22 protein-coding genes and 1 rRNA gene are annotated in these 25386 nt (G+C 68.6%); 16 read left to right on the top strand and 7 right to left on the bottom strand.

The window, feature by feature from the left end:
* Window positions 1–16: 16 nt before the first annotated feature.
* The gene (locus ACZ6YV_RS15440; RefSeq protein WP_465510215.1) at window positions 17–4717 is read right to left on the bottom strand and encodes a DUF6603 domain-containing protein; all 4701 of its coding nucleotides are present in this window, start codon (window positions 4715–4717) and stop codon (window positions 17–19) included.
* Window position 4718: 1 nt separating this feature from the next.
* A complete protein-coding gene (locus ACZ6YV_RS15435) occupies window positions 4719–7277 on the bottom strand; it encodes a hypothetical protein (RefSeq protein WP_465510214.1) in 2559 nt (852 codons plus the stop codon).
* Window positions 7278–7464: 187 nt separating this feature from the next.
* Between ACZ6YV_RS15435 and ACZ6YV_RS15430 the strand changes: the two genes are divergently transcribed.
* Window positions 7465–8448, top strand: a complete 984-nt coding sequence (locus ACZ6YV_RS15430) for an SMI1/KNR4 family protein (RefSeq protein ID WP_465510213.1) — start codon at window positions 7465–7467, stop codon at window positions 8446–8448.
* 368 nt (window positions 8449–8816) lie between these two features.
* Here the strand turns inward: ACZ6YV_RS15430 and ACZ6YV_RS15425 are convergent, their stop codons facing one another.
* Window positions 8817–9161, bottom strand: a complete 345-nt coding sequence (locus tag ACZ6YV_RS15425) for an oxidoreductase (protein ID WP_465510212.1) — start codon at window positions 9159–9161, stop codon at window positions 8817–8819.
* 182 nt (window positions 9162–9343) lie between these two features.
* On the opposite strand from ACZ6YV_RS15425, the gene lpdA reads away from it, so the two are divergent.
* The 8 genes from lpdA to ACZ6YV_RS15385 all read left to right on the top strand — a co-directional run bounded on the left by lpdA (window position 9344) and on the right by ACZ6YV_RS15385 (window position 16943).
* Complete coding sequence (gene lpdA / locus ACZ6YV_RS15420; protein ID WP_465510211.1) at window positions 9344–10717, top strand: dihydrolipoyl dehydrogenase; 1374 nt, start codon at window positions 9344–9346, stop codon at window positions 10715–10717.
* A 59-nt stretch (window positions 10718–10776) separates the two neighbouring features.
* Complete coding sequence (gene sucB / locus ACZ6YV_RS15415) at window positions 10777–12525, top strand: 2-oxoglutarate dehydrogenase, E2 component, dihydrolipoamide succinyltransferase (RefSeq protein ID WP_465510210.1); 1749 nt, start codon at window positions 10777–10779, stop codon at window positions 12523–12525.
* 194 nt (window positions 12526–12719) lie between these two features.
* A complete protein-coding gene (locus ACZ6YV_RS15410; RefSeq protein WP_465510209.1) occupies window positions 12720–13814 on the top strand; it encodes a serine hydrolase in 1095 nt (364 codons plus the stop codon).
* A gap of 21 nt (window positions 13815–13835) precedes the next feature.
* Entirely contained in the window at window positions 13836–14312 is a 477-nt protein-coding gene (locus ACZ6YV_RS15405; protein WP_465510208.1) for an ArsR/SmtB family transcription factor, read from the top strand.
* A gap of 37 nt (window positions 14313–14349) precedes the next feature.
* Window positions 14350–15234, top strand: a complete 885-nt coding sequence (locus tag ACZ6YV_RS15400) for a TIGR01777 family oxidoreductase (RefSeq protein ID WP_465510207.1) — start codon at window positions 14350–14352, stop codon at window positions 15232–15234.
* Window positions 15231–15845: a phosphatase PAP2 family protein gene (locus tag ACZ6YV_RS15395; protein ID WP_465510206.1), complete on the top strand. Its 615-nt coding sequence runs from the start codon at window positions 15231–15233 to the stop codon at window positions 15843–15845. Before ACZ6YV_RS15400 ends, ACZ6YV_RS15395 begins: the two co-directional genes overlap by 4 nt.
* 10 nt (window positions 15846–15855) lie before the next feature.
* Entirely contained in the window at window positions 15856–16599 is a 744-nt protein-coding gene (gene lipB, locus ACZ6YV_RS15390; RefSeq protein ID WP_465510205.1) for a lipoyl(octanoyl) transferase LipB, read from the top strand.
* Window positions 16600–16661: 62 nt separating this feature from the next.
* Window positions 16662–16943: a hypothetical protein gene (locus ACZ6YV_RS15385; RefSeq protein ID WP_465510204.1), complete on the top strand. Its 282-nt coding sequence runs from the start codon at window positions 16662–16664 to the stop codon at window positions 16941–16943.
* A 59-nt stretch (window positions 16944–17002) separates the two neighbouring features.
* On the opposite strand, the gene ACZ6YV_RS15380 is transcribed toward ACZ6YV_RS15385, so the two are convergent.
* Window positions 17003–17938: an LLM class F420-dependent oxidoreductase gene (locus ACZ6YV_RS15380; RefSeq protein WP_465510203.1), complete on the bottom strand. Its 936-nt coding sequence runs from the start codon at window positions 17936–17938 to the stop codon at window positions 17003–17005.
* 24 nt (window positions 17939–17962) lie between these two features.
* The gene (locus tag ACZ6YV_RS15375) at window positions 17963–18580 is read right to left on the bottom strand and encodes a TetR/AcrR family transcriptional regulator (RefSeq protein WP_093938700.1); all 618 of its coding nucleotides are present in this window, start codon (window positions 18578–18580) and stop codon (window positions 17963–17965) included.
* Window positions 18581–18712: 132 nt separating this feature from the next.
* On the opposite strand from ACZ6YV_RS15375, the gene ACZ6YV_RS15370 reads away from it, so the two are divergent.
* The 5 genes from ACZ6YV_RS15370 (at window position 18713) to ACZ6YV_RS15350 (ending at window position 22882) form a co-directional block, all read left to right on the top strand.
* Entirely contained in the window at window positions 18713–19243 is a 531-nt protein-coding gene (locus tag ACZ6YV_RS15370; protein WP_465510202.1) for a hypothetical protein, read from the top strand.
* 43 nt (window positions 19244–19286) lie between these two features.
* Window positions 19287–20243, top strand: coding sequence for an oxidoreductase (locus tag ACZ6YV_RS15365; protein ID WP_465510201.1), 957 nt, complete (start codon window positions 19287–19289; stop codon window positions 20241–20243).
* 37 nt (window positions 20244–20280) lie between these two features.
* Entirely contained in the window at window positions 20281–21282 is a 1002-nt protein-coding gene (lipA, locus tag ACZ6YV_RS15360; RefSeq protein ID WP_378246882.1) for a lipoyl synthase, read from the top strand.
* A 61-nt stretch (window positions 21283–21343) separates the two neighbouring features.
* A complete protein-coding gene (locus ACZ6YV_RS15355; protein ID WP_378246884.1) occupies window positions 21344–22006 on the top strand; it encodes a DedA family protein in 663 nt (220 codons plus the stop codon).
* Window positions 22007–22015: 9 nt separating this feature from the next.
* Entirely contained in the window at window positions 22016–22882 is an 867-nt protein-coding gene (locus tag ACZ6YV_RS15350) for a patatin-like phospholipase family protein (RefSeq protein ID WP_465510200.1), read from the top strand.
* Between the two features lie 88 nt (window positions 22883–22970).
* On the opposite strand, the gene ACZ6YV_RS15345 is transcribed toward ACZ6YV_RS15350, so the two are convergent.
* Window positions 22971–23123 carry a hypothetical protein gene (locus tag ACZ6YV_RS15345; protein WP_465510199.1) on the bottom strand — a complete coding sequence of 51 codons (153 nt, stop codon included), beginning with the start codon at window positions 23121–23123 and terminating at the stop codon, window positions 22971–22973.
* On the opposite strand from ACZ6YV_RS15345, the gene ACZ6YV_RS15340 reads away from it, so the two are divergent.
* Both ACZ6YV_RS15340 and ACZ6YV_RS15335 read left to right on the top strand, forming a co-directional pair.
* Complete coding sequence (locus ACZ6YV_RS15340; RefSeq protein WP_465510198.1) at window positions 23116–24174, top strand: L,D-transpeptidase; 1059 nt, start codon at window positions 23116–23118, stop codon at window positions 24172–24174. The genes ACZ6YV_RS15345 and ACZ6YV_RS15340 overlap by 8 nt on opposite strands.
* A 16-nt stretch (window positions 24175–24190) precedes the next feature.
* Entirely contained in the window at window positions 24191–24949 is a 759-nt protein-coding gene (locus tag ACZ6YV_RS15335; protein WP_465510197.1) for an SIR2 family NAD-dependent protein deacylase, read from the top strand.
* Window positions 24950–25295: 346 nt separating this feature from the next.
* Here ACZ6YV_RS15335 and rrf read toward each other — a convergent pair.
* Window positions 25296–25386: ribosomal RNA gene (rrf, locus tag ACZ6YV_RS15330) — 5S ribosomal RNA — on the bottom strand; the annotation flags it as partial.

The raw sequence follows: 25386 nt of genomic DNA, 5'->3' as shown, positions 1-25386 counted from the left end.
GCGGTCCCTTCGCTGGTTATGACAGGTAGATCTCGGCCGTCGGGGAGAGTTCGGCGGGGTCCGGTCCCGGCGCGGAGGCCCCCGTGCGCACCAGCCCGCCCGCGACGAACACGCGCCCGTCGGCCAGGTCGACGGCCGGGAAGTCCCAACGGCCGTCGACGGGTGCGCCGGTGGCCCGCCAGCCGCCGGAATCGGGGTCGAAGGTCGCCGTGGCCCGGTAGCCCGCGGTCGCGCCGGGGCGGCCGACTCCCCCGACGACGACCGCGCCGATCGGCGTCGCGACGCAACGGTGCCCGCTCCGGCCGCCGCCGGGCAGATCGGCGACCCGCTTCCACGTTCGGTCGACAGGGTCGTAGATCTCCGCCGTGGCGACGTTTTCCGGCCGGTACGGGAGCCCTCCGACGGCGTCGCCGCCGGTGACGAGCACGCGTCCGTCGGGCAGCACGGTCGCCTGGTGTCCCTTGCGGGGCACCGAGAGACCGCCTGTCGGGAGCCAGGTCTCCGTCGCGAGGTCGTAGATCTCGCAGGTGGCCAGCGCCCGCTCGCCCTGCCCTGTCGGCACCGCGCCGCCGACGACCAGCACACCCGTGACCTTCTTGGTCTCCTTGTCGGTGAGGAGGACAGCCTGGTGTCCGGTGCGGGCGTCGGTCATCGGCCGGAGCGGAGTCCACTGGAGCGTGCGGGGATCCAGCAGTTCGGCCGAGGCCAGCGCCGCGCCCCGTGCCGAAACCCCGCCCGCGACGAGCAGTTGGGCGCCGATCGGCGTCGAGGTGTGGCCGGAGCGGGCGGTGGCCAGGTTTCCCGCGTCGGCCCAGGCCTTGACGGCCGGGTCGAACACCTCGGCCGAGGCCAGCGGCGCGCCGTCCACGCCGAGTCCACCCGCCGCCACGACCCTGCCGTCGGCGAACCGCGCCGTGCTGTGCCGCCGCCTGGCGGTCTTCAGCGGCAGGACGCCGGCTTCCCAGGCCACCGCGACAGGGTCGAACAACGCCGTGGTGGTCACCGGTTTCCCGGAAGCATCGGCCCCGCCGGCGACGAGCACCTTGCCCGCGACGAGACGGACCGCGTCGGTGCCGGAAACCGGTGACGGCGGCCTCCCGGCGGGCGACCACGTGCCCGGCTCGGCCACTCCCGCGCCCCCGGTTTCGGTGCGGCGCAGGATGTGCAGCTGTCCGGCCAAGCTGCCGTCGGCGGTGATCCAGTCCGCCATCGCGTCGGCCGCGCTAGCCTCGCTGCGGAAGTTCGCCAACGTCGACCCGGCTTTCGACGGCGGGAACGCCTGCAGGTTGTTGCGGCGGTAGGCGACGACGAAACTGTCGCCGGTGACGCGCACCGTCTCGTCCGGGGCGAACGGCTGACGCAACCGGGTTTCGTGCTGGGACAACGGCGAACGCGCGGTACTGCTGCCGTTGAGCAGCGCCCCGAACACCGCGGGCGGCGGGCTGTACAGCTTCGGCGCGGCGGGCGCCTTGGCAGCCATCCGGACCCGGCGGCGGCGCATGCCGAGCGTGGTCACCGTTTCCGGCGGCTCATTGTCCACTATGTACAGTTCGTAGCGGGCGCTGCGGCGCACCGCCCTCGGCGAAGCGATGGCGCCCTTCTCCGCGACCAGCTCCAGTCCGGCGTTCTGATCCTCGTAGGCGGCGCGGGAAAGCTTCGCCGCGTCGTCGGAATCCTGGAACTGGCCCATGGCGAACTTGTCACCGGTGATCGACGCCCGTTCCATCCCGCTGCCGGGGATCGGGACGACACCGAACCGCTTGCCGTCACTGGGCCGCTGCGCGCCGACGCGGTCGACCCGGACGTCGAGCGGGATGGCACGCTGGTGGATGAACAGCGAGCCGAGCGGATGCAGCACCGGATCGCCGGTCCCCGGCAGCTGCCGCAAGGTGACCAGCGGGTTGAACCCTCCGGCGGGCAGCCGAGTCCGCCAGGCCTCGGTCTTGCGGACCTCGGTCTCCAGCAGCCCGAGCACCGCCACCGGCGGCAGCGCCGTGTCGCGCTCCTCGCCCCAGGTGATGTCGAAGTCCGCCGAAATCTCGAAGAACAGCAAGGAGATCGACCCGCGGCCGTGCGCTCGCCACGGCGTCGGCCCCTCCAGCTGGAAGTCGAGGTCGATGCCGAACACCCCGACCCCGAACGCCTTCAGCGAGGCACCGGCGGAGATCTGGATGATGAACGAGAACGGCGAGAACCGGAACAGCGCGTCGAAGGCGAGATGCCCTTCGATCCCGAACCCGCCGAAGCCGAGCCGGAGTTCCGCCTTCGCACCGAACTGGGCGGTGTTGCTGGTGACCGCGAAATAGCCGGACACGCGGATCAGCCGTCCCGGCGAGTTCAGGATGTCGATCGAAAGCCGGGGCGGCACGGGGAACGGCAGCGGCGGCGGGGTGAAGGACGGGTGGAAACCGCCGACGCTGAGCACGAAGTCCGGGTTGTCGCTCCAATCGACGAGCAGGCCCATCCCGCCTTCGATGGTCATCGTCAGGATCCGCGAGTCGAAGAGCTGGGCGTAGAACCAGAGCCTCGACCTGTCGACCTGGAGCGCGCCGACGAAGTTGACCTGCAGCTTCAGCAGGGCGACGTCTTCACTGGGCAGCACGCACTTCAGTACCCCGAGGATCGCGACGTTGCCCGGCGGGATCTCCACGATCACCCCGAGCGAAACGGTGACCAGCGCCGGGGTCCCCCAGCCGATCTTCGCCATCGGCCCGATCAGGAACCGGCCGTCCTCCGGCGGGAAGAAGCGCCGGAGGTCGCTGATGATCCGCGGCGCGTTCGCGATGACGTCCTTGGGGAACATCACCGATTCGATGCCCCCGTTGATCACGCCGTCGAGCAGCGCGGCGAAATCCATCCGGCGGTTGAGCCCGAGGACCCCGCCGACCCCCAGCAGCGTGAACCCGAACCCGAGCTGGACACCGCCGCCCCCGAACTCGGTGGCGATCACGATCAGCAGCGAGAACCCGTCGGAACCGTCCGGCATCCGCGTGGTGATCAGCCCGATGGCCTTGAGCTCGACCAGCCCGGCGAACTCCAGCTCCAGCGCGCCCGCGTACTCGCCGCGATCCGGGTCGAAGTACAGGTATCCGCCGCCGGACACGATGCCGGCGTCGACCGACAGCCCGACCCCCTTCGGCGGTTTGAACCCCAGCGAGAGGTCGACAGGCCCCAGGTTGCCGTCGTTGCCGGGTTTGAAGGCGAGGTCCGCGGTGAGCCCGATCTGCTCCACCACCGCCGTGATCGGGCCGAGTTCCGCCTTGAACGTCGTCCCCAGCCCGATCGGGATCCCGTCTCCCGACGGCGACGCGGAGATCGTCAGCCCCTGGATCTCCAGCGGCCCCACCTTGAGATGCGCCGCGATGTTCGCCTCGAGGTTGGCCGAGCCGCGGAAGTAGAACCCGTGCGCGTGCGAGATCCCGACGACGAGGTCACCGCCGACGGTGAACCCGCCACCCGGCAGCAGCTTCCCGATGAAGCCGTCGGCCCCGCCCGCCGTGAAGACGAACTCGAGCCCCTTGACCTCGAACTCGGCGAAGACGTCCACACCGTCGGCGATCCGCACGCCGCCGGTCGCGGCGATCTTGCGGAACTGCAGCCTGGTGCCGTCCTTCGAGCCGAGGATGAGCGTGGGCTCGGCCGCCTTCTTCCCGCGCTCGACGACCACCTCGATGGCGCCGTCGATCTTGGCGGGCGAGCCCTTCTCGAAGCCGACGACGGTCTCGATGCCTTGGCCGGGGCGGATCAGCAGCGCGACACCGCCTTCGAAATCGAGATCGCTGCGGATGAGGAGGGTGAGGTCCTCGGTCAAGGGCAGGGCGGCGCCCAGCGAGCCGGTGAAGTACGGCAGCAGCGCCAACCCCGCCGGCGCACCGTTCACCGGAGGCAGTTCGACGAGCCGGATTTCGGCCGCCAAACGCTTGCCCTGCGGGAGGAATCGCTCGAACACGGTTCCACGGACGGCCTTCACCAAAGGGGCCGTCAGGTCTTCGGGTGTCCCTTGGACGGCCGCCGTGGCCGCGGACGGCAAGGAGCGCAAGTCGACGTCGACGCCCACGCTCATCAGCAGGTTGTCGAGCTGGGAGGCCAGCGACGCGAAGTCGAAATCCGGCCCTCCCCAACCGAACGCCTTCTTGAGCACCTGTCCCGGATCACCGATCAACCGGGGGATGTCCGTGAGGTCGAGCGTGAGATGCAGGTACGACGGGCGGTTCCCGGACCTCGGCGCGTACTTCCCTTTGACGACGCCGAGGCCTCGCAACCCGAAGCCGACGGCCGGATGGTGCCGCTGGAGATGGGTGACGATCAGGAAGTCGAGCAGCTGGCGGGGGAACTTCTCCCGGAACCCGTCCACCCGCAAAGCCTCGGGGATGGCGGAATCCGGTGCGGCGGCGATGCCTTTGATGCCGTCGACAAGGGCTTGCACCGCGCTGAGCACACGGGCCACGTCGTCGGCCGAGAACTCGACGTCGACACCTCCGGCGGAACCTCCGCCCACGTTCAAGCCGCCGTCCCCGAGCAACCGGCGAAGAGATTCGGTCAGCGTTTCGAGCGCCCCGCCCAACGCCGACAGGGCGGGCGGGACGGCGTCCACCCGCCAGCCCATCTTCTGCAGGAGGGCGACACCGGCACCGGGCGAACGCACCGCCTCACGAAGCGGGAGCGCCGCCTGCCCGATCCCGGCGAGCACCTTTTCGAACACACCCGTCCCGGCCATCTCACAGCTCCCCTGGGTAGAAAGCGGCGCTGAGAATCGCGTGGTAACTCGGATCGACCCGGTTGACGATCAACCATTTGCAGACGTAGCAGAAAGCACCGGCGTCCTGACTGATCTCGGTCCACACGTTCGCCGTGCCGTAGTGATTCCGCATTTTGCACGAGCCGGCGGGACGATAATGGCCGCCGGAGAAAGTGCCGCCGCCCTCGAAGACCCCGACCGTCTTACTGGAGTCGCACGGCGGCGCGAATCCGGTGACGTCCACCGGTTCGTCGTCCTCTTTCCGCACCTTGTCGTTGACGGTGTCCCGGTTCAAAGGGGTCTTCGTGAGGAAAAGGAATTCCTTGACCGTCTTGTCCACCACCGAGACGAGACCGCCGTCCGGGCCCTTGAGCGGAATGTAGAGGAAGGAGCCCGCCCGGTACTCCGCCAAGGGCGACAAGACTCCGGACAAGGTGATCTTGCCGGCCGTCGCGTCGATCGTCCCGATCTTGAGCCCGGTGAGCAGTTCACCCTGCCCCTTGGACAACGGCAGCTGGACCCCGTCCTTGGTGATCGAGAAATTACGCAGCCAGACCTCGGTGCCGTCCTTTTGCGCCTGCACCCATTTCCCGGTGTAGCGAGGATCGATCGTCACCATGACGGAGCCACCGGCGGGGCGGGCGGGCGCCGTGATCTTCGCGGAAAGGAGCATCCGGTGCAGATCGAGCCATTTGACCTTCCCCGGGTCGATCAACCGCCCCGGCGCCGGTGAGCCTGGGTCGCGCAGGAAACCCAGTACCGAAAGGTTGTCGGACGTGAGGTCCGCGGTCACGGTGGCCGCGGTGTCGTCTCCCTCGAAATCCTCGTACTCGTCGCCGAGGTTGAAACTGTGCCCGAACTCGTGGGCCACCGTGTTGGCGATCTCCAGTACGGCCGCGGCGGTGGGCGGGACGCCGGTCAGCGGGTCACGCCGCCGCATTTCCCGTTTGTCGACCACATCGGCGTAGGTGAAGGCCACCGTCCGCTTGCTGTCCATGGTCTGCGCGGTGGCGGTCCCGTCGAAGTTGGTACCGCCATCGACGTCCTCGTAACAGATCATCGCGACCAGACCACGGCTCGGCTTGAACTTCGTCGTGTCGGGCATCCAGTTCTTCCCGATCGGCTGGAACGGCGCGAAGGCGTACTCGGCTCCGTTGAAGAACCGCAGCAATGCCGAACCCGGGTTCTCGTGTCCCGCCGCGTACCGTTCCGGCGCGTTGCGGCGAGGGTCGGGAGTGAGGAGCCTGGTCGCGTCCGGGTTGTAGAACTCGTACATCCGCGCGACGAAGGCGCTCAGATCGGCGTGCGTGGTGTCTCCCAGCGCCGGCGGCTTCACCGGTGGCGCCGAAGTCCCGAACGGACGGTCTCCGGGCCGCTGTCCCAGGTACATCCCGAACACCGTGTCGCGCGCGTGCAGGATCCCGACGGCGTCGTGCGCCCGCCACTCGGCGATCAGCTTCGGGTCCACTCGCGACGCGTCGAAGTCCTTCAGGCTCTGCCCCTGCCAGATCGTCACCAAATCGAACCGGCTCTCGTTGTGCATCGGCAGCCCGACCCTGGTGACGAGTTCCTGCATGGTGTAGCTGGTCTTCTCGCTTCCCAGCCGCCCGTTGAACGGAATGGGTTTCGCCCGGTTGAAGTCGTCGTCGGTGATCCTGAAGCCACAGGTGAGGTAGTGATCACGCGAGGGCAGATAGGCCTTGAAGATGTTGAACCCGGCTTCCAGCATCGCGTAGGGCTGATGCCTCGGTTTGTCGAAAAGCTCCCGGACGGTGTTGGCGACGATGAGGTCAAAGGCCTTTCGGTCCGTGTCGGTGTCCTGGAACCCCTCCGGAATGAACAGGATGTTGACCATCTCGTCGGCGCGCGCCACGTCGGGCGTCTGCACCGGTTCGAGGTTCTGGCGTGCCTTCCCGTAGTCGACCACCCTGACCGGAAGCGGATTGGTGACGCCGAGAAAGGTTCCCTTGATCCCGGTGGGCACGGCGGGATCGGTCGTCTCGGCCAGCCCCTGCACCCTGCCCTGCGGCGTGATCTTGAGCTTCGCCGGATCGTCCGGCGTCAAGGTCACGTACCCGTGCCCGGTGATGTCGCCGATCCGGTCGGCGCCCGTGGCGTCGTCGGTGAATTTCGCGTAGAGGGACGGCTGAGCGTGGCCGAATTCGCTGTCGAGCACCGTCGTCAGCGAATCATTCCCGAACCACCACGCGGTGATTCCTTCGTGGACTTGGAGACGGCCGACCAGATAGACGTTTCCCCAGCGGACCTGGAACAGGAAGACTCCGGGATCTCCCGGCGTGACGATGCCTGTGGCCGGGTTGATCGAGGGCAATCCGTCGAATCGGTGCCCGACCGGTTTGTGCGGCGCGAAGAAGTCGAACACGCAATCCCTGGTGACTTCCCTGACCTCATAGCGACCGGGCTTGGTTTCGTCGAACAGCTGAGCATGGAAGGAAACCTTGAGCGGCGGTGTCCCGGTCCGCGCGACATGCAGGTCCCCGTGCGGAAAAAGGACCATGCCGACGTTCTTGACTTCCATTCCCCACCCCTTTGTCCTTCACGCGCGGACAATGACCGGACACGCGGATGCGGGCCGGTGAATTCGTTGCGATGCGGATGTCCAGCAAGCGTGGCGGCCGAATGGATCAGTCGTCAACGCATGGCCCGATGAACTGCCCCATGAGGCAGCGCGCCGGAGGAGAACCCGGTGTGGCAAGGTCGGTTCCGTGGACAGGGACGCGTATCTCGAAGGCGCGATCAGGGACGTGCTCAGCGGCGACGACACGACGCTCGACGACCGGATCGGGCACGCGGCGCTGATGTTCGCCACGTCCGGCGCGATGGCGGACGCCGACAGGTTGATCACGCACTGGCACGCGCTGACCGAACGTCCCGTCACCGCGCTGCTCCCCGGCGCCGTGCAGGCCCGAGCGTGGGCGATGCTCTTCGAAGCGCGGGAGGCGTGGCCGGACTGGGCCGCGGCGATGACTCCGCTCGACCTCGACGCCGAGGAGCGCGCCCACGACACGTACCTCGCCCGGCGGGTGTCCGATCTCGACGGTCTGCTCGGCGGCTCCCCGATCGGCGAGACCGTCTCGCACCTCGGGCCATCACGGCCGGATCGGTTGCGCGAGGCCGTCGCGCGCGGCGACCTCGACGCCTGGGCGGAGATCGCGTCGCGGCAGGGCCGCCCGGACGTCGCCGTGCTCGCCGCGACACGGCGGCTCGCGCCGCGCCTGGCCGCGGGAGCCGACCCACTGGGTCTCGGCGGCTGGCCGGAACTGTGCGCCGGTTCGCTGGTCGCGGCGCTGTACGAGCGCTACCCACCGGACACCGGTTCGTGGCGCGAGATGATCTCAGGCATCCTCCGGCTTCGCGGCGTCGGCACCACACCCCCGGCGGCGTCACTCCGCACCATCGGCGCGGCCGAGGCGCGGCTCGGCCTCCGGCTACCCGACGACTACCGCGAGTTCCTCATGACCTGCGACGGCCTGCCCGCCGACGTCGTCTTCCCCCGGCTGCTCGGAACGGCGGAACTGCGCGCGGAAGGCGGTGTCGTCGTGATCGCGGACCCGGCCGTCGTGCTGCTGACGGCCGCCGGCGAGCAGTGGCGGACGGTCGAGATCGACCCCGCGCTCGGCACGACGGTCCATCCGACGTTCCGTGCGCTGCTGGAGCGGCACCTGCTTCTTTTGGCCCAATCCGCGTGACGGTCCGGTTAGGCCGTGTTTCCGAGTGGACGGCACGCGTGATGGCAGGCCCTCTCCGCGAGTCGTCCGTCTGGACACACGTGTCGTCCATCGGATCACGCGTGTCGTCCTAGCCGCACGAAACCGCACGGCAGTAGGTACCTAAGACACTCTCGGCCCTAACCCGAAATCGCCACTCACGACCACCCCGACCGACGCGTCACCGCCGCTTCGCTCGCCTGAAGGCACGTGAAGGCCTCCTTGAGGGACCCAGGGTCCCTCAAGGAGGCCTTCACGGACCGCACCTGCGACCGAGCCCCACAAGCACACCGAGACACAGCCCGACTCCAGCGGGTAGCCAAACACCGGTCCGCGACCCTCACGCAGAGTCAGGCTTCGCCGCGCTTCTTCCGCTCGGTGTACTCACGCATCCGCTTCGGGTAGCCGACCCGCGCCACCTCGTACACGGGGATCGACCGTTTGTGACCGAACTGCTGCGCCGCGTCAAGGCTGTCGACCCGCCGCCGCGTCCACTCGCCGTCATGGGCGATGAGGACCACTGTGGTCTCCGTGACGTTGGTCTTGGGCTCCACATAGGCCTCGACACCGGTCCGTGAAGAGGACCACTCTTCGAGATGCTTGAAGTCGTTTGACGAGGCTTTCCGCAGCGTACCGGGCTTTTGCCCACCTTTAGAGCGCCGGCGCAGCGAGTCGAACAGACCCACTCCGACCACCTCACTTCCCACTCGCGTCCGGTGTCCATTATCCCGACACGGGCGTGTGCTCGCCGTCGCATACCCGGCTAGGTCGCAGGCTCTCCACACGTAGTGACAAGATGGCAAGTGTCCGCGCGCGCGTATACCGCGCGAAGCGGCGCCAGAGCACCACCCCTACCGCTTGCCGAGGAGTTATTGAAGTGACCGACACCTCCGCCGACCTTGTGATCCTGGGTGGCGGATCGGGCGGCTACGCCGCCGCGTTCCGCGCGGCCGAGCTGGGCCTTTCCGTCACCCTGATCGAAAAGGACAAGCTTGGCGGGACGTGCCTCCACCGAGGCTGCATCCCGACCAAGGCCCTCCTGCACGCGGCGGAGGTCGCCGACGAGACCCGCGACGCCGAGACCTTCGGCGTCAAGGCCGTGCTGGAAGGCATCGACATCGCCGGGGTCAACAAGTACAAGGACGGGATCGTCTCCCGCCTGTACAAGGGCCTCCAGGGCCTGGCCAAGGCGCACAAGGTGAACCTCGTCGAGGGCACCGGGACGTTCGTCGGCGGCACGACCGTCGAGGTCGACGGCACCCGCTACACCGGCAAGAACGTCATCCTCGCCACCGGCTCGTACTCGAGGACGCTGCCCGGCCTGGAGCTGGGCGGGCGCATCATCGCGAGCGAGCAGGCGCTTTCGCTGGACTACATCCCGAAGAAGGTGGTCGTCCTCGGCGGTGGTGTCATCGGTGTCGAATTCGCGTCCGTCTGGGCGTCCTTCGGCGTCGACGTCACCATCGTGGAGGCGCTGCCCCGCCTGGTCCCGAACGAGGACGAGTACGCGTCCAAGCAGCTCGAGCGCGCTTTCCGCCGTCGCAAGATCGCCTTCAAGACCGGCGTCCGGTTCACCGGTGCCAAGCAGGACGACAACGGCGTCAGCGTGTCGCTGGAGTCCGGCGAGACGCTGGAAGCCGACCTGCTGCTGGTCGCCGTGGGCCGCGGCCCGAACTCGGCCGGGCACGGGTACGAGGAGGCCGGCGTCAAGATGGAGCGCGGTTTCGTCCTCACCGACGACCGCCTGCGCACCAACCTGCCGAACGTCTACGCCGTCGGCGACATCGTCCCTGGCCTGCAGCTCGCACACCGCGGGTTCCAGCAGGGCATCTTCGTCGCGGAAGAGATCGCCGGCCAGGAGCCGCGCGTGATCGACGAGAGCGGCATCCCGCGCGTCACCTACTCGCACCCCGAGGTCGCTTCGGTCGGTCTCACCGAGTCGCAGGCGAAGGAGAAGTACGGCTCCGACGTCACCACCTTCACCTACGACCTCGGCGGCAACGGCAAGAGCCAGATCCTCAAGACCTCCGGTGGGGTCAAGCTGATCAAGGCCCCGGAAGGGCCGGTCGTGGGCGTGCACATGGTGGGCGACCGCGTCGGCGAGCTGATCGGCGAAGCGCAGCTGATCTACAGCTGGGAGGCGTTCCCCGAGGACGTGGCTCCGCTCATCCACGCGCACCCCACGCAGACCGAGGCCCTCGGTGAAGCGTTCCTCGCCCTGGCGGGCAAGCCGCTGCACGTCCACAGCTGACGTCTCACCGTCGAAGAACCAGAAGACCAAGCAAGACATATCAAGGGAGTCAGCGAACGATGGCCTACTCCGTCACGTTGCCGGAGCTCGGTGAGAGCGTCACCGAGGGCACCGTCACCCGGTGGTTGAAGCAGGAGGGCGACACCGTCGAGGTCGACGAGCCGTTGCTCGAGATCTCCACGGACAAGGTCGACACCGAGGTCCCGTCCCCGGTCGCCGGCAAGGTCGTGAAGATCAGCGCCCAGGAAGACGAGACCGTCGAGGTCGGCGGCGAGCTCGCCGTCATCGACGACGGGACCGGCGGGGTGCCGGAGTCCTCCGGCTCCGCCGCGCCCGCCGCCGAAGAGGCGCAGCCCGAACCCGAGCCGGAGCCCGCGCAGGAGCAGGCCTCCGCGCCGTCCCAGCCGGACACCGCGCCGGCTTCGGGTGGTGAAGGCACCGAGGTGAAGCTGCCCGAGCTGGGCGAGAGCGTCACCGAGGGCACCGTCACCCGGTGGCTCAAGCAGGTCGGCGAGAGCGTCGAGGTCGACGAGCCGCTGCTCGAGATCTCCACGGACAAGGTCGACACCGAGGTCCCGTCCCCGGTCGCCGGCACCGTGCTGGAGATCCGCGCCGGCGAGGACGAGACCGTCGAGGTCGGCGGTGTCCTCGCGGTGATCGGTGCCGCCGGGTCCGCCCCGGCCCCGAAGGCCGAGCCCAAGCCCGAGCCGAAGCCGGAACCCAAGCCGGAACCGAAGCCCGAGCCCAAGGTCGAAGCGGCTCCCGCCCCGAAGCCCGCCGAGGCGCCGAAGCCGGTTGCCCAGCCCGCGCCGAAGCCCGCCGCGGCGAGCAGCGACAACGGTTCGGACAACGCGCCGTACGTGACGCCGCTGGTCCGCAAGCTCGCTTCGGAGCACGGCATCGACCTGTCGTCGCTGACCGGCAGCGGTGTCGGTGGCCGCATCCGCAAGCAGGACGTGCTCGCGGCCGCCGAAGCCAAGCAGAAGGCCGCCCCGGCTCCCGCCGCGCAGCCCGCTGCCGCCGCTCCGGCCGCCGCCGCCCCGTCGGCTCCGCGCAAGGCCGCGGTTTCGCCGGAGCTCGCGGCTCTGCGCGGCACCGTGCAGAAGGCCAGCCGGATCCGTCAGATCACCGCCGTGAAGACCCGCGAGTCGCTGCAGCTTTCCGCGCAGCTCACGCAGGTCCACGAGGTGGACGTCACGAAGATCGCCAAGCTCCGCCAGCGGGCGAAGGCGGCCTTCAAGGAGCGCGAGGGCGTCAACCTGACGTTCCTGCCGTTCTTCGCGAAGGCCACCGTCGAGGCGCTCAAGCAGCACCCGAACGTCAACGCGTCCTACAACGAGGACACGAAGGAGATCACCTACCACGGTGCGGTGCACCTGGGGATCGCGGTGGACACCGAAAAGGGTCTGCTGTCGGTGGTCATCCACGACGCGGGTGAGCTCAGCCTCGCCGGTCTCGCGCACCGCATCGCCGACCTGGCGGGCCGCGCGCGTTCGGGCCAGATCAAGCCGGACGAGCTGTCGGGCGGCACCTTCACGATCACGAACATCGGCTCCAACGGCGCCCTGTTCGACACGCCGATCATCGTGCAGCCGCAGTCCGGCATGCTCGGTACCGGCGCGGTCGTGAAGCGCCCGGTCGTGATCGCGGACGCCGACGGCAACGACACGATCGCCGTCCGGTCGATGGCTTTCCTGCCGCTGACCTACGACCACCGCCTGGTGGACGGGGCCGACGCGGGCCGCTTCGTCACGACGATCAAGCAGCGCCTGGAAGAGGGCAACTTCGAGGACGAGCTCGGTCTCTGATCCTCCGGTAGTACATGAAGGCCCCCTTCATTGCGCCTAGCGCAATGAAGGGGGCCTTCACGTACTGCAAGAGAGAGGCACAGCGGTGAGCGGTCGGCCCACTACCGCATCCAGAGGACTAAACGCGGGATTTGACAGCCACCCTGGACTCTAGTATTCCGGAATTACGGAAAACAAGAGGGAGGGTGCTACCCATGCTGACGAGACGCCATCTGCTGGCCGGAGCCGCCGCCGGATCGGCCGCGTTGCTGCTGCCGGGGACCGCGAGCGCGGCCCAGCCGGACACGTCGACACAACAGGGCTGGCTCGACTGGATCGCCGCCCACCGGGGCGATGTCTCCGTCCTGATCGACGACGGCGCGGGCCGCCGGGCTTCTCGCAACGCCGATGTCCGGCGGCTATTGGCTTCGTCCATCAAGGTCGTGCACCTAAGCGCGTACGCGGTCGCGGTCGCCGAGGGCAGGCTCGATCCGAAGGAACAGATCCGGGTGGGCGACTGGGACGCCCACCACCCGTTCGTCTCCGACGGCCGCGCGCATTTCCACGCACTCACCTGGCTGGGGATCCCCTGCGACGACTTCGGCATCGCCAAGGACCCCGAGCAGCGCGTCCCGCTGGCGAGGGTCCCCGAAGCGATGATCTTCTTCAGCGACAACGCCGCCACCGACTACCTCCGCACCCGCCTCGGCGATCCCGCCCTTCAGCTCGCGGCGCTACGAGGGGGCTGGGCGCGGCCGGACACCCGTTCGCTGGGCGGCGAAGTCCTGATGCTGATGATGCCGGAGTACGCGCCGCCGCCCGGCAGTCCCGTCGCGGTCCGGCGGGCGCTGGGCGACGCGGTGGCGCGGCGATTCGTGGCCGACCCCGCGTTCCGCGCCGAAGCGTTCGAACGCTGGCCGGACATGCCGGGGACGCCGGACGCGCAGTGGCCGTGGGTCGAGGGTCACGCCAGGGGGACGGCGTCGGAACTGTTCTCACTCCACCGCAGCTTGGCGTCCGGCCGCTACCGGCCGGGTGGCGCGCTCGCCCGCGAGATCCTCGCGCGGCCACTTGCCGACCGCGTACCGCCCGGCGCGAGCGAGGTGCTCATCAAGGACGGGGCCCTGCCGCGCACGCTCACCATCGGGCTTTCCGTGCGGTGGCAGGGCGGGCATTCCGGCACGGCGGCCGTCCTGCTCCACGGGGTGACCGACCAGGACACGCAGAACGAGTTGCCGCTCATCGACGCCCTGCTCGCGGCACTGTCCGATCCGGCGCGGTTCGCCGCCCTGGAGCGAGCGCTCTGCTGATCGAAGGTATAGATAACCGGTATGAACGCTGAGCTCGCCGACCGGATCGCCGCCCTCGAAGCACGGGTCGCCACGCTCGAAAGTCAGCACAGTCAGCACCAGGCCGAGTCCGCGGCGAGCCCCGGCGGACTGGTCGGCTACCACGGCGAACTGACCGACCCGCTCGAACTGAGCTGGGCGATCAACGTCACGCCCGGTCCGATGCTGGCCTTCGCGGACGGGCCGCGGGTCGAGGTCCTCGCGGCCCTGTCCAGCACGGCGCGGGTGGCGCTCGTGCGGACGCTGGCCCAAAAAGGTGCGCAGACCGCGCCCGCCCTGCAGGAGGCCGCCGAACTCGGCTCCCCCGGCCAGCTGTATCACCACCTCAAGGCCCTGACCGGCGCCGGGATCGTCGAGCAGGACAAGCGGGGCAGCTACCGGCTCCGCCCCGCCGCGACGATCCCGGTGCTGGTGCTGCTCACCGCCGCGTCGGACGTGGCCGGGCAACTGCGAACCTGAGCGTGCGACCGGATCGCGGATAGGACACGATCGGTTCATGCGAGTTCTGATCGCGGGCGCGAGCGGACTGATCGGCACCTCCCTGACGAAGCGGTTGCGCGGCTCCGGACACGAAGTGGTCCGCCTGGTACGCCGGGAGGAGCGAAGCAGCGACGAGCGCCGCTGGGATCCCCCCGCCGGGGAGATCGCGGACGGCGCGCTCGACGGCGTCGACGCCGTCGTGAACCTCGCGGGCGCCCCGCTGCTGCCCGGACGCTGGAGCGCGGCCCGCAAACAGGTTCTGCTCGACAGCCGGGTCGAACCGACGGAGGTGCTCGCGGAAGCCGTCGCCGAACACGGGATCCCCGTCATGGTCAACGCCTCCGCCGTCGGCTACTACGGCGACCCCGGTCCGTCCCTTGTGGACGAATCGAGTCCGGTGGGGCGAGGTTTCCTCGCCGAACTCTGCACCGCTTGGGAAGGCGCCACCGAGGCCGCTGCCACCGCGGGCGCTCGTGTCGTGCGTGTCCGGACCGGGCTGGTGCTCTCGCGCAAGGGCGGGCTCCTCGACGTCCTGCGGCCACTGTTCCGCCTGGGGCTCGGCGGGAAACTCGGTGACGGCAAGCAGTACATGCCGTGGATCTCGCTCGACGACGAGGTCGGCGCGATCGTCTTCGCGCTGGAGAACGAGTCCCTGTCCGGCGCGGTGAACCTCTCCGGACCACAGCCCGCCACGAACGTGGCCTTCACCAAGGCGTTGGGCCGCGCCGTGCACCGGCCGGCGATCTGGCAGGTCCCCGGGTTCGCCATGAAGATCGCCCTCGGGCAGGCGGCCGAGGAGATAGCGTTGTTCGGGCAACGCGCCATGCCCAAGGCGCTGGAGGAAGCCGGGTACGAATTCCGTCACCCGACCCTCGAGGACGCGCTGGCCGCCGCGACATGACCGCGCGGCGCGGTCTGTACACCCTCGCCGGAACCCTGCTGCTGATCGGCTTCGTCATCCTCGGGCTGTCCGTGGACAAACGGCCGCCGCCGGTGGACGTCGCCCTCGCCGACACCTTCCGCGGGCAGTACACCCGGCCCCTCGGGCAGGTGGCCGACCTCGTCACGAACGTCCTCGGCCCGGTCCTGCCGTTCGCGCTGGGCGCGGTGCTGGTGGTGATCGCGCTACGCCGCCGGGAGCTGACCGCGTTGTGCGTCAAACTCGCGGTCGTCCTGGTGCTGTGCCGCCTGACCAGCCTGATCGCCAAACCGCTGTTCTATCGGGATCGGCCCCGCGAATTCCCCGATCCGAGCTACCCGAGCGGACATGTCGTCGCCGTCGCCTGCACCGGGTTCGTCGCGGTCCTGCTGTGCGCTTGGACACGCCCGCGGCTGGTGCGTCTCGCGATCATGATCGCCGTCGCGGCGACGCTCGTGGGTGCGCTCTGCCGCATCGTGCTGGGTGTGCACTGGCTGACCGACACCGCGGGATCCGTACTCGCGGTGGGGGGCGCGGGCCTGATTTCGGCGGCCGGGCTGGGGCTGCTGCCCCGGCCGGAAGACCCGGCGTAGTGTCGCTCAGGTGAGCTCTTCGACCACGTCATGCCGTGCCGCCACCGAGCCCGTCGACGTCCGCGAGATCGGGACGATCGACTACACCGAAGCCTGGGAAATCCAGCGCCGCCACGTGACAGCCCGTGCCGACGGCGAAGGCCCAGACACCATGCTCCTGCTGGAACACCCGTCGGTGTACACCGCGGGCAAACGCACCGAAGCCGAGGACAGGCCGACAGACGGCACCCCGGTGCTCGACGTCGACCGCGGCGGCAAGATCACCTGGCACGGACCGGGTCAGCTGGTCGGCTACCCGATCGTCAAACTCGCCGACCCGATCGACGTGGTGCACTACGTGCGGCGTCTCGAAGAGGCCTTGATCACCGTCTGCGACCAGCTCGGCGTGCACACCGGCCGGGTCGAGGGCCGCAGCGGCGTCTGGATCCCCGCCGACGACCGCGGCGTGGAGCGGAAGATCGCCGCGATCGGCATCCGCGTGCAGCGCGGCGTGACCATGCACGGTTTCGAGCTGAACTGCAATCCCGACCTGGGCGCCTTCGACAAGATCGTCCCGTGCGGCATCCGGGACGCGGGCGTGACGTCGCTCTCGTACGAACTCGACCGTGAAGTCACCGTGGCGTCGGTGCTGCCGATGGCGCGCGAAGCCGTCCTCGCGGCGCTGGAAGGCGATCTGCTGGTCAACGGCGAACGCTGGCTGCCGCGGCCCGAGGCACCCGCCGCCGCAGGTGTCACTTTCGCTCTGCAGAACTAGTTCTTGTGCCACGCTTTCCAGTAGGGCCACGGAAACACCGTCGGCCCCACTGGGAGGAAACCATGCGCGAATTCGCGCGCGTCCTGGCGGTCGCGGCCGCCGTCGGAGGCATGCTGGCTTCGCCTGCCGTCGCGTCGGCGGTACCCCCGAGCTGCTGGACGGACACGAACGGCTCGACCTGGGCCGCCGGCTTCTGCCCGAGCGGGACCTACAAGGTCGTCGTCCAGTACTGCCGTCCGAACTGCCATCGGGAAGAGGGCTACCCCGCCGTCAACGGCAACCCGTCGGGAATCTCCTTCAGCCCCGGCGGCTCCATCGCCAGTGTGGACGTCGAATACGTCTAGAAGTACGTGAAGGCCCCCTTCATTGCGCTAGGCGCAATGAAGGGGGCCTTCACGTACTTTCAGTCCAGCTGAGGTGCGACCTCGGAAGCGATCAGCTCGACCTGGTCCAGATCCGAGAGGTCCAGCAGCTGCAGGTAGAGCCGGGTGATCCCGGTCTTCTCCCGCCACTGCCCGATCTTGTCGACGACCTCCGACGGCGTCCCCGCCAGGCCGTTCTCCCGCAGCTCGCCCACCTCGCGCCCGAGCACCGCGGCGCGCTTCGCGACCTCGGCCTCGTCACGGCCCACGGCGACGACGAGCGCGACCGACCGGAGGATCTCCTTGGGGTCGCGGCCGATCTCGCGCGCGGCGTCGTCGACCCGGCCGAACTGCTCGACGGCGAATTCCGGGCCCACGAACGGCAGGTTGAACTCGTCCGCGTAACGAGCGGCGAGCGCCGGGGTGCGCTTCTTGCCGCCGCCGCCGATGATCACCGGCGGCCGGGGCCGCTGAGCCGGCTTCGGCAGGCCGGGCGAGTCGACGAGCTTGTAGTGCTCGCCGTCGAAGGAGAATGTCTCCCCCTCCGGCGTCTCCCACAGCCCGGTGACCACCGCGAGCTGCTCGGCGTAGCGGTCGAAGCGCTCCTTGATCGGCGGCAGGTCGAGGCCGAGGGCGGTGTGCTCGTCGTCGTACCAGCCCGAACCGAGGCCGAGTTCGACTCGGCCGCCGGACATCTGGTCGACCTGCGCGACCGAGATCGCGAGCACCGACGGATGCCGGAAGGTGGCGGCGGTGACGAGGGTGCCCAGTCGCACCCGGCTGGTCTCACGGGCGAGACCCGCGAGGGTGATCCACGCGTCGGTCGGCCCCGGAAGCCCGGTCGCCGATCCCATCTTCAGGTAGTGATCGCTGCGGAAGAAGGCGTCGTAACCCGCGTCCTCGGTGGCCTTGGCCACCCGGAGCAGGTCTTCGTAGCTGGCCCCCTGCTGGGGCTCGGTAAAGATCCTGAGGTCCACGAGGCCACCATATAGACGGCTACGTCAGCTCGCTTTCCCATGCTCGGCAGGCGGAACACGGCGGAAGCCGACGAGCAGCCGCACCAGGACCTCTTCGACCTGGGCGCTGACCTTCTTCGGCTCCGGCGAGCTCGCGATCTCGATCGCGGCGCTCGACAGCGCGCCGAACAGGAGCCGCGCGGTGACGTCCACCGGGACGTCGTCGACCTCGCCGACCTCGATGAGCGACTGGATCCCGGTGCGGACCAGGCCGAAGCTGCACCGTTCCTCCGCCTCGCGCCAGCGCTCCCAGCCCATCACCACCGGCGCTTCGTGGATCGCGATCCGCTGGTACGCCGGGTCGAGGCAGCTCTGCAGGAAGCCCCTCAGCCCGGCGAGCGCCCGTTCCCACGGCGAATCCGGACCGTTCATGATCTTTTCGAGCCTGTCGAAGACCTGGCTCTCGACAGTGTCGAAGGCAGCTTCGAAGAGCGCCTGCTTCCCACTGAAATGGTGGTAGAGCGCGCCTTTCGTCACCCTGGCCCGCTTGGCGATCTCATCGAGAGACGTGCCGGCGTACCCGCGTTTGGTGAACAGCTCCACGGCACTCTCGACGAGTGCCGACCGGGTGGACTCGGAATAGTCCAGCCGCCTTGACCTCATTGTCGCCACCTTCACAACTTTACGCCGCCGGTCCCGCTCCATACCCATGGTATGTTGACTGCTGTCAGGTCCGTACCGGGAGTATGCCGCAAACCTGCGGTATGAACCGGGTCACGGAGGGGAGCCCACATCATGAGCTGGAACGACTTCTACCAGCGGCGCGACATCCTCGAAGCCGCACTGCGCCAGGCGGGTCACCACCCGTCCGACGCGCTTTCACTCGAAGAAATCCCTGGCGCCACCAAGTACTTCGCGAACGAAGAAGAGCTTCTCGTCGCGCTTCGGTACAAGTGGAATCAGGTGTTCGCCGGCCGTCTCCGCGCCGAGATGACCGACCCGGACTACGCCGACCAGGACCTCGCGCTCGACCGCGTCGAAGCCGTCACCCGTGCCTGGAACAGCGCCACCACCGAGCACGAGACCCTTCGCGCCGTTCTCGACGCGGGCCTCGAGCGGTGCCCCGCGCTGATCCCGTCGCACGAAGCCGAACTGCGCACCCTCGCGCTGACGGCGGGACTGGCCGACGGCAAGGAACCGGCCGCGGAGATCACCAAGGTCGGCGGCGCGTTCGCCACCCTGCTCCGGCACGGCAGGCACGCGAAGCCCGCCCGCCGCCGCAGCCCCATGGGCCACCTGCTCCGGCTGCTCGCGCCGAGCGCCTGACCTGCCGTGGCAGTGCCACCGACGATGTAGTTAGGTGACCGACATGGCTGCTCACGCGCGCTGGACCGAGGCCGACATCCCTGATCAGACCGGCCGGACCGTGTTCGTCACCGGCGCGAACTCGGGGCTCGGACTGCGCATGTCCGAGGTGCTCGCGGGCAAGGGGGCCCGCGTGCTGCTCGGCTGCCGGTCGCCGGAGCGCGGGGCCAAGGCGCTGGAACAGGTGCGCGCGGCCGCGACAGGGAAAGCGCCCGAACTCGTCCGGCTGGATCTCGCCGACCTCGACTCGGTCCGCGAAGCCGCGAAGAAGGTCCAGGAGCTGTCGGACGGAAAGCTCGACGTCCTGGTCAACAACGCGGGCGTGATGGCGACCCCGCGCGGCCACACCAAGGACGGCTTCGAGACCCAGTTCGGCACGAACCATCTCGGGCACGCGGTGCTGACCTGGCTGCTGCTGCCGTCACTGCGCGGCGGCTCGAAGGCGCGTGTCGTGACCTTGTCGAGCGTCGCGGCGACAGGCGCGCGCATCGACGTCGCCGACCCGAACTTCGAACGCCGGATGTACAACCCGGGCTCGGCCTACGGCCAGTCGAAGCTCGCCAACCAGGTGTTCGCGCTCGAACTCGACCGCAGGCTGCGCGCCGCGGGCGAGGACGTCGTCAGCGTGGCCGCGCACCCCGGCTACACCTGGACCGGACTAGGTTCGGGGATGGCCCGTTCCTACCGCAACCCGGTGGTGCGCGCGCTCGTCGGCGCGGGGAACCGGATCGGCGAGATCTTCATCGCGCAGAACGCCCGTCAGGGCACGCTGCCGCAGCTGTTCGCGGCGACCTCCCCCGAGGTCGAGGGCGGCGACTACATCGGCCCGCGCGGGCTCGGCGGGCTTCGCGGCGCTCCGGTCAAGGTGCGGCCGTTGGTCCCCGCGAAAAGCGAATCGCTCGGTGCCGCCTTGTGGGACGTGACCACCAAGTTGACGGGCGTCACCCCCGACCCCGCGTGAGCGGCGACCACTACTCCGGCGGGCGTAGGGTGACGGTGTGAGTGCTGCCCCAGATGGCCGCAAGCTGTTGCGGCTCGAGGTCCGGAATTCCCAGACTCCCATCGAAAAGAAGCCGTCGTGGATCAAGACGCGCGCCCGGATGGGACCGGAGTTCACCGAACTCAAAGGCCTGGTGCGCCGCGAAGGCCTCCACACCGTCTGCGAAGAAGCCGGTTGTCCCAACATCTACGAATGCTGGGAAGACCGTGAGGCCACCTTCCTGATCGGCGGCGACCAGTGCACCCGTCGGTGTGACTTCTGCCAGATCGATACCGGCAAACCCGCCGAGCTGGACCGCACCGAGCCGCGCAAGGTCGCCGAAAGCGTCCAGGCCATGGGCCTGCGCTACTCGACGGTCACCGGTGTCGCGCGTGACGATCTGGAGGACGGTGGCGCGTGGTTGTACGCGGAGACCGTGCGTCAGATCCACGCGTTGAACCCGGGTACCGGTGTCGAGCTGTTGATCCCGGACTTCAACGCCGACCCGGAGCAGTTGGCCGAGGTGTTCGGTTCGCGGCCGGAGGTTTTGGCGCACAACGTGGAGACGGTGCCGCGGATCTTCAAGCGGATCCGTCCTGGTTTCCGGTACGCGCGGTCGCTGGAGGTCATCACGAAGGCTCGTGAGGCCGGTCTGGTGACGAAGTCGAACCTGATCCTGGGTATGGGCGAGACCCCCGACGAGGTCGCGCCCGCGATGAAGGACCTGGTCGACGCGGGCTGCGAGATCCTCACGATCACCCAGTACCTGCGCCCCTCGCCCCGGCACCACCCGGTCGACCGCTGGGTCAAGCCCGAAGAGTTCGTCGAGCACTCGAACGCGGCCGAAGCGATGGGCTTCGCCGGCGTCATGGCCGGGCCGCTGGTGCGGTCGTCCTACCGCGCCGGGCGCCTCTTCGCGCAGACGAAGGCCCGCCGCGGCGAAGCACTGTCGGAGAACCTGGCGCACCTCGCCGCCGAAGGGACCGCTGCCCAGGAAGCCAGCTCGCTGCTGGCTCGGTGACTCCGGTCACCCTGTCCGCGACATCGCCACCCACCAGGTCACGAATCAGTAAAGTGACCTGGTGGCGTTGGTAACGGATCTCCTCAATTGGCTGCAGGGTCTCCCCGAACCGGGACTGGTCGCGGCGACCGGCGGACTGGTGTTCGCCGAATGCACCATCGGGCTCGGCTTCATCGCACCCGGCGAATCAGGGCTGCTGATCGCGGCCACGACGGCGACGTCGGTCTCCCGGTTCCTGACCCTGTGGGCGGTCGTGACGGTCTGCGCCGCACTGGGCGACTCCCTCGGCTACGCGATCGGCAAACGCTTCGGCCCACGCCTGCGCGAAACGAAGCTGATCCGCAAGTACGGCCTCGACGCCTGGGACAAGGCGACGGGCGTGCTCGAACGGCGGGGCGCGTGGGCGGTGTTCTTCGCGCGGTTCCTCCCGGTGATCCGCACGCTGACCCCGGCGGCGTCCGGGACCTCTGGCCTGCCGTTCCGCAAGTTCCTGCCCGCCGCCGCGGCGGGCGCGGCCTGCTGGTCGGCCATCCACATCGGCATCGGCGCCGCCCTCGGTGAGGCCGCGAAGAAGGTCGAAGGCGTGCTGAACACCGGCGGCCTGGTCGTTCTCGGCGTGCTCGTCGGCGTGGCCGTGTTCTTCCTGCTGCGCTACAAGAAGAAGAAAGCGCTCGGCGTCACAGCCGAAGAAGCCACCCCGGCGAAGATCGGCGCGGACGACTAGATTCCGGGCATGGCCGCCCTGAACCTGCCCCAGCCGATCGGTTTCGTCCTCGGCGGTGGCGGCAGTCTCGGCGCCATGCAGGTCGGGATGCTGCAGGCGCTCTCGGAAGCCGGCCTCGCTCCCGACCTCGTCGTCGGCACCTCGGTGGGTTCGCTGAACGCGGCCGTCCTCGCCCTCGGGGGTGAATCGGGAGACAGGCTGAACCGGATCTGGTCGCGGATGACGCGGCATGAGGCGTTCCCCGGCGGCGTCCTCAGTCAGGTGCGGACCCTGCGGCACAGCAAAACCAACCTGTTCCCCAACAAGGGACTCGCCGCGATCGTCGACGAGCACATCGGCGAGGGCGTCCGGTTCGAGGATCTCGCGCTGCCGCTGGGCGTCGTCGCGACGGACGTCGACACCGCCGAGCCGCTGCTGATCCGCTCAGGCCCCGTTCTGGCGCCCTTGCTGGCCAGCTGCGCGATCCCGGGGATCTATCCGCCGGTGCCGTTCGGGGATCGCATGCTCTACGACGGCGGCCTGGTCGCCAACGTGCCGATGCGCCAAGCACTCGCGATGGGCGCGAAGTCGCTCGTCGTCCTCGACTGCGCCTTCCCCGGCAAGATGCCCGGCACCCCGCAGACCTTCGCCGAGGTGATGATGTTCACCGCGATGATCAGCATGCGGAACCAGGCCGTGCTGGAGGCGCCGATCGCCGCGGCCGAAGTGCCCGTGGTCTACGTGCCGGGGCCGAAGCCGGTGCGGGTCAGCCCACTGGACTTCAGCCACACCACGACATTGACCGCCGAGGCCTACGAGGCCGCGAAGACCTATTTGGGTGAATTGAGCGTCAATGGCCCAGGTCTTTACGGCGCACCGGGTCTCGTCGTGGCGTGACAAGCAACCAACCGGCATCGATCACGTCTTCTTCGTCGCGTACTTTTGAAAGAGAACTTTCCGCTGATCGAGCGACGTAAAAAGAGACTCATATGTTTCCCAAGAAGACATTACTTTCGACGGCCGGAATACTCGCCACGGCGTTGTTGATCTCGGCCTGCTCTTCCTCAAGCGGGAACAGCACCACGAATTCGACCGGAGGCGACTCCGCATCGGACGAGGCCGCGGTTTCGGTGACCATTGATCCGGCGGGCGGGACGAACGTCAATCCGGCGATCCCGGTGGTGGTCAAGGCCGAGCACGGCAAGCTGACCGACGTCACGGTCAGCAACGCCGACAAGGGCAACCAGGTGAAGGGCGAACTGGCGGGCGACGGCCTCAGCTGGAAGACCACCGAGCCGCTCGGCTACGGCAGCACCTACAAGATCGTGGCGCACGCCCAGGGCACCAACGGAAAGCCTGTCGAGCAGCAGAGCAGGGTCTCCACGCTGAGCCCGAAGCAGCAGGCGAACCCGAACCTGATCCCCGCCCCGTCGGCCGCCGCGGCCGGTGGTGTCGGCGTCGGGCAGCCGATCGTGTTCTCCTTCGGCCAGCCGGTGAAGAACAAGGCCGACGTGGAGAAGAAGCTGTCGGTGGAGTCCACGCCGAAGCAGGAGGGTTCCTGGTACTGGATCGACGACAAGAACGTCCATTACCGCCCCAAGACGTACTGGCAGGCGGGGACGACGCTCAAGGTGTCGGCGATGATCTACGGCGTCGATTTCGGCAATGGCGTCTACGGCGCGACCGACCGCACCGAAACGTACAAGGTGCACGATTCCTGGGTCGCGAAGGCCGACGGCAACACCGAGCAGATGCAGATCTTCCACAACGGCCAGCTGGCGAAATCGATGCCCATTTCCATGGGCAAGGACGCCACGCCCACGCATTTGGGCGCGCACGTCATTTCGGACAAACACGAGAATTACACGATGGACTCGTGCACCTACGGCGTCTGCCAAGGCCAGCCGGGGTACTACAAGTCGAACGAGAAGTGGTCGCTGCGGATCTCCAACGACGGCGAGTTCGTCCACGAGAACCCGAACAGCGTCGGCTCGCAGGGCAGCGCGAACGTGTCGCACGGCTGCATCAACCTGAACGCCGCCAACGCCCAGTGGTTCTACCAGAACATGGGGCTCGGCGACGTCGTCGAGGTGACCAACTCCGGTGGCCCGCAGCTGCCGGTCTGGGACCTCTACGGCGACTGGTCGAAGTCGTGGGCGGACTGGCAGGCGGGCAGCGCGGTCAAGTAGCGGTCATCATGGGACGGTGACCACCGACCCCGATACCGGACTGGGCAAGGCCCGTTCGCTCGTCACCGGCGCCGGCCGGATCGTCGCACTGACCGGCGCCGGGATCTCCACCGATTCGGGGATCCCTGACTTCCGCGGTCCACAGGGCCTGTGGACCCGCGATCCGGCCGCGGAGAAGATGTCGAATCTCCAGGCGTATCGAGGCAGCCGTGAGGTCCGGGAACGGACCTGGCAGGCACGGCTGGTGCATCCCGGCTGGGACGCGGTGCCGAATGCCGCGCACTACGCGCTCGAACGCCTGTCGCCGACGCACATCGTCACCCAGAACATCGACCGGCTGCACCAAAAAGCGGGCACTCCGCCGGAGCGGGTGCTGGAACTGCACGGGACGATGTTCGAGTCCGTCTGTCTGTCCTGTGACGATCACCGGGACATGCGCTCGACGCTGGAGCGTGTCCGGGCCGGGGAGACCGATCCGCCGTGTCTGCTGTGTGGCGGCATCCTGAAGTCGGCCACCGTCTCCTTCGGTCAGCACCTGGACCAGAACCTGCTTCGGGCCGCGCGTGCCGCCGTCTCCGGCAGCGATCTCCTGCTGGTGGCCGGGTCTTCGCTGAGCGTGCAGCCGGCCGCCTCGTTGGTGAGCGTGGCCTCGCGGGCCGGCGCCGACGTGGTGATCTGCAATGGCGCCGAAACGCCCTACGACTCCATGGCTTCCGCGGTCGTCCGCGGCCCCCTCGGCGAGACCCTGCCCGCTCTCACCGCTCCCCGCGTTTAGTCCTCTCAATGCGAGGCCCGCCGCCCTCTGCGCCGCCCCGTCCCCTCCCGCCGGAACGCGTGACACGCGTGTCCGGCCCCGGATCTCGCGTGTCCAGAGCCGGATCTCGCGTGTCCAGAGCCGTAACTCACGTGATTAGAGCCGTGACTCGTGTGATTGGGGCCGGATCTCGTGTGTTCCGTCTCTAATCACGCGAGATCCGGCTCTGGTCACGCGTGTCACGGGTTCAGGCACGGGTGTTCCGTCTGGACACGGGTGTGACGGGTTTGGGTATGAGAAAAGGGCTCGGGCTCCGGGAGAACTCGTGGTTCTCGACCGGGGCCCGAGCCCTTTTCTTCTAATGTTAGTCCGGCGGTGTCCTACTCTCCCACAACCCTTCGGTTGCAGTACCATCGGCGCTGTCAGGCTTAGCTTCCGGGTTCGGAATGGGACCGGGC

The sequence above is a fragment of the Amycolatopsis sp. NPDC102522 genome, from assembly GCF_055584485.1.
Note: the sequence above shows the minus strand (reverse complement) of the source record. Positions and strands in the feature narration are given on the sequence as shown.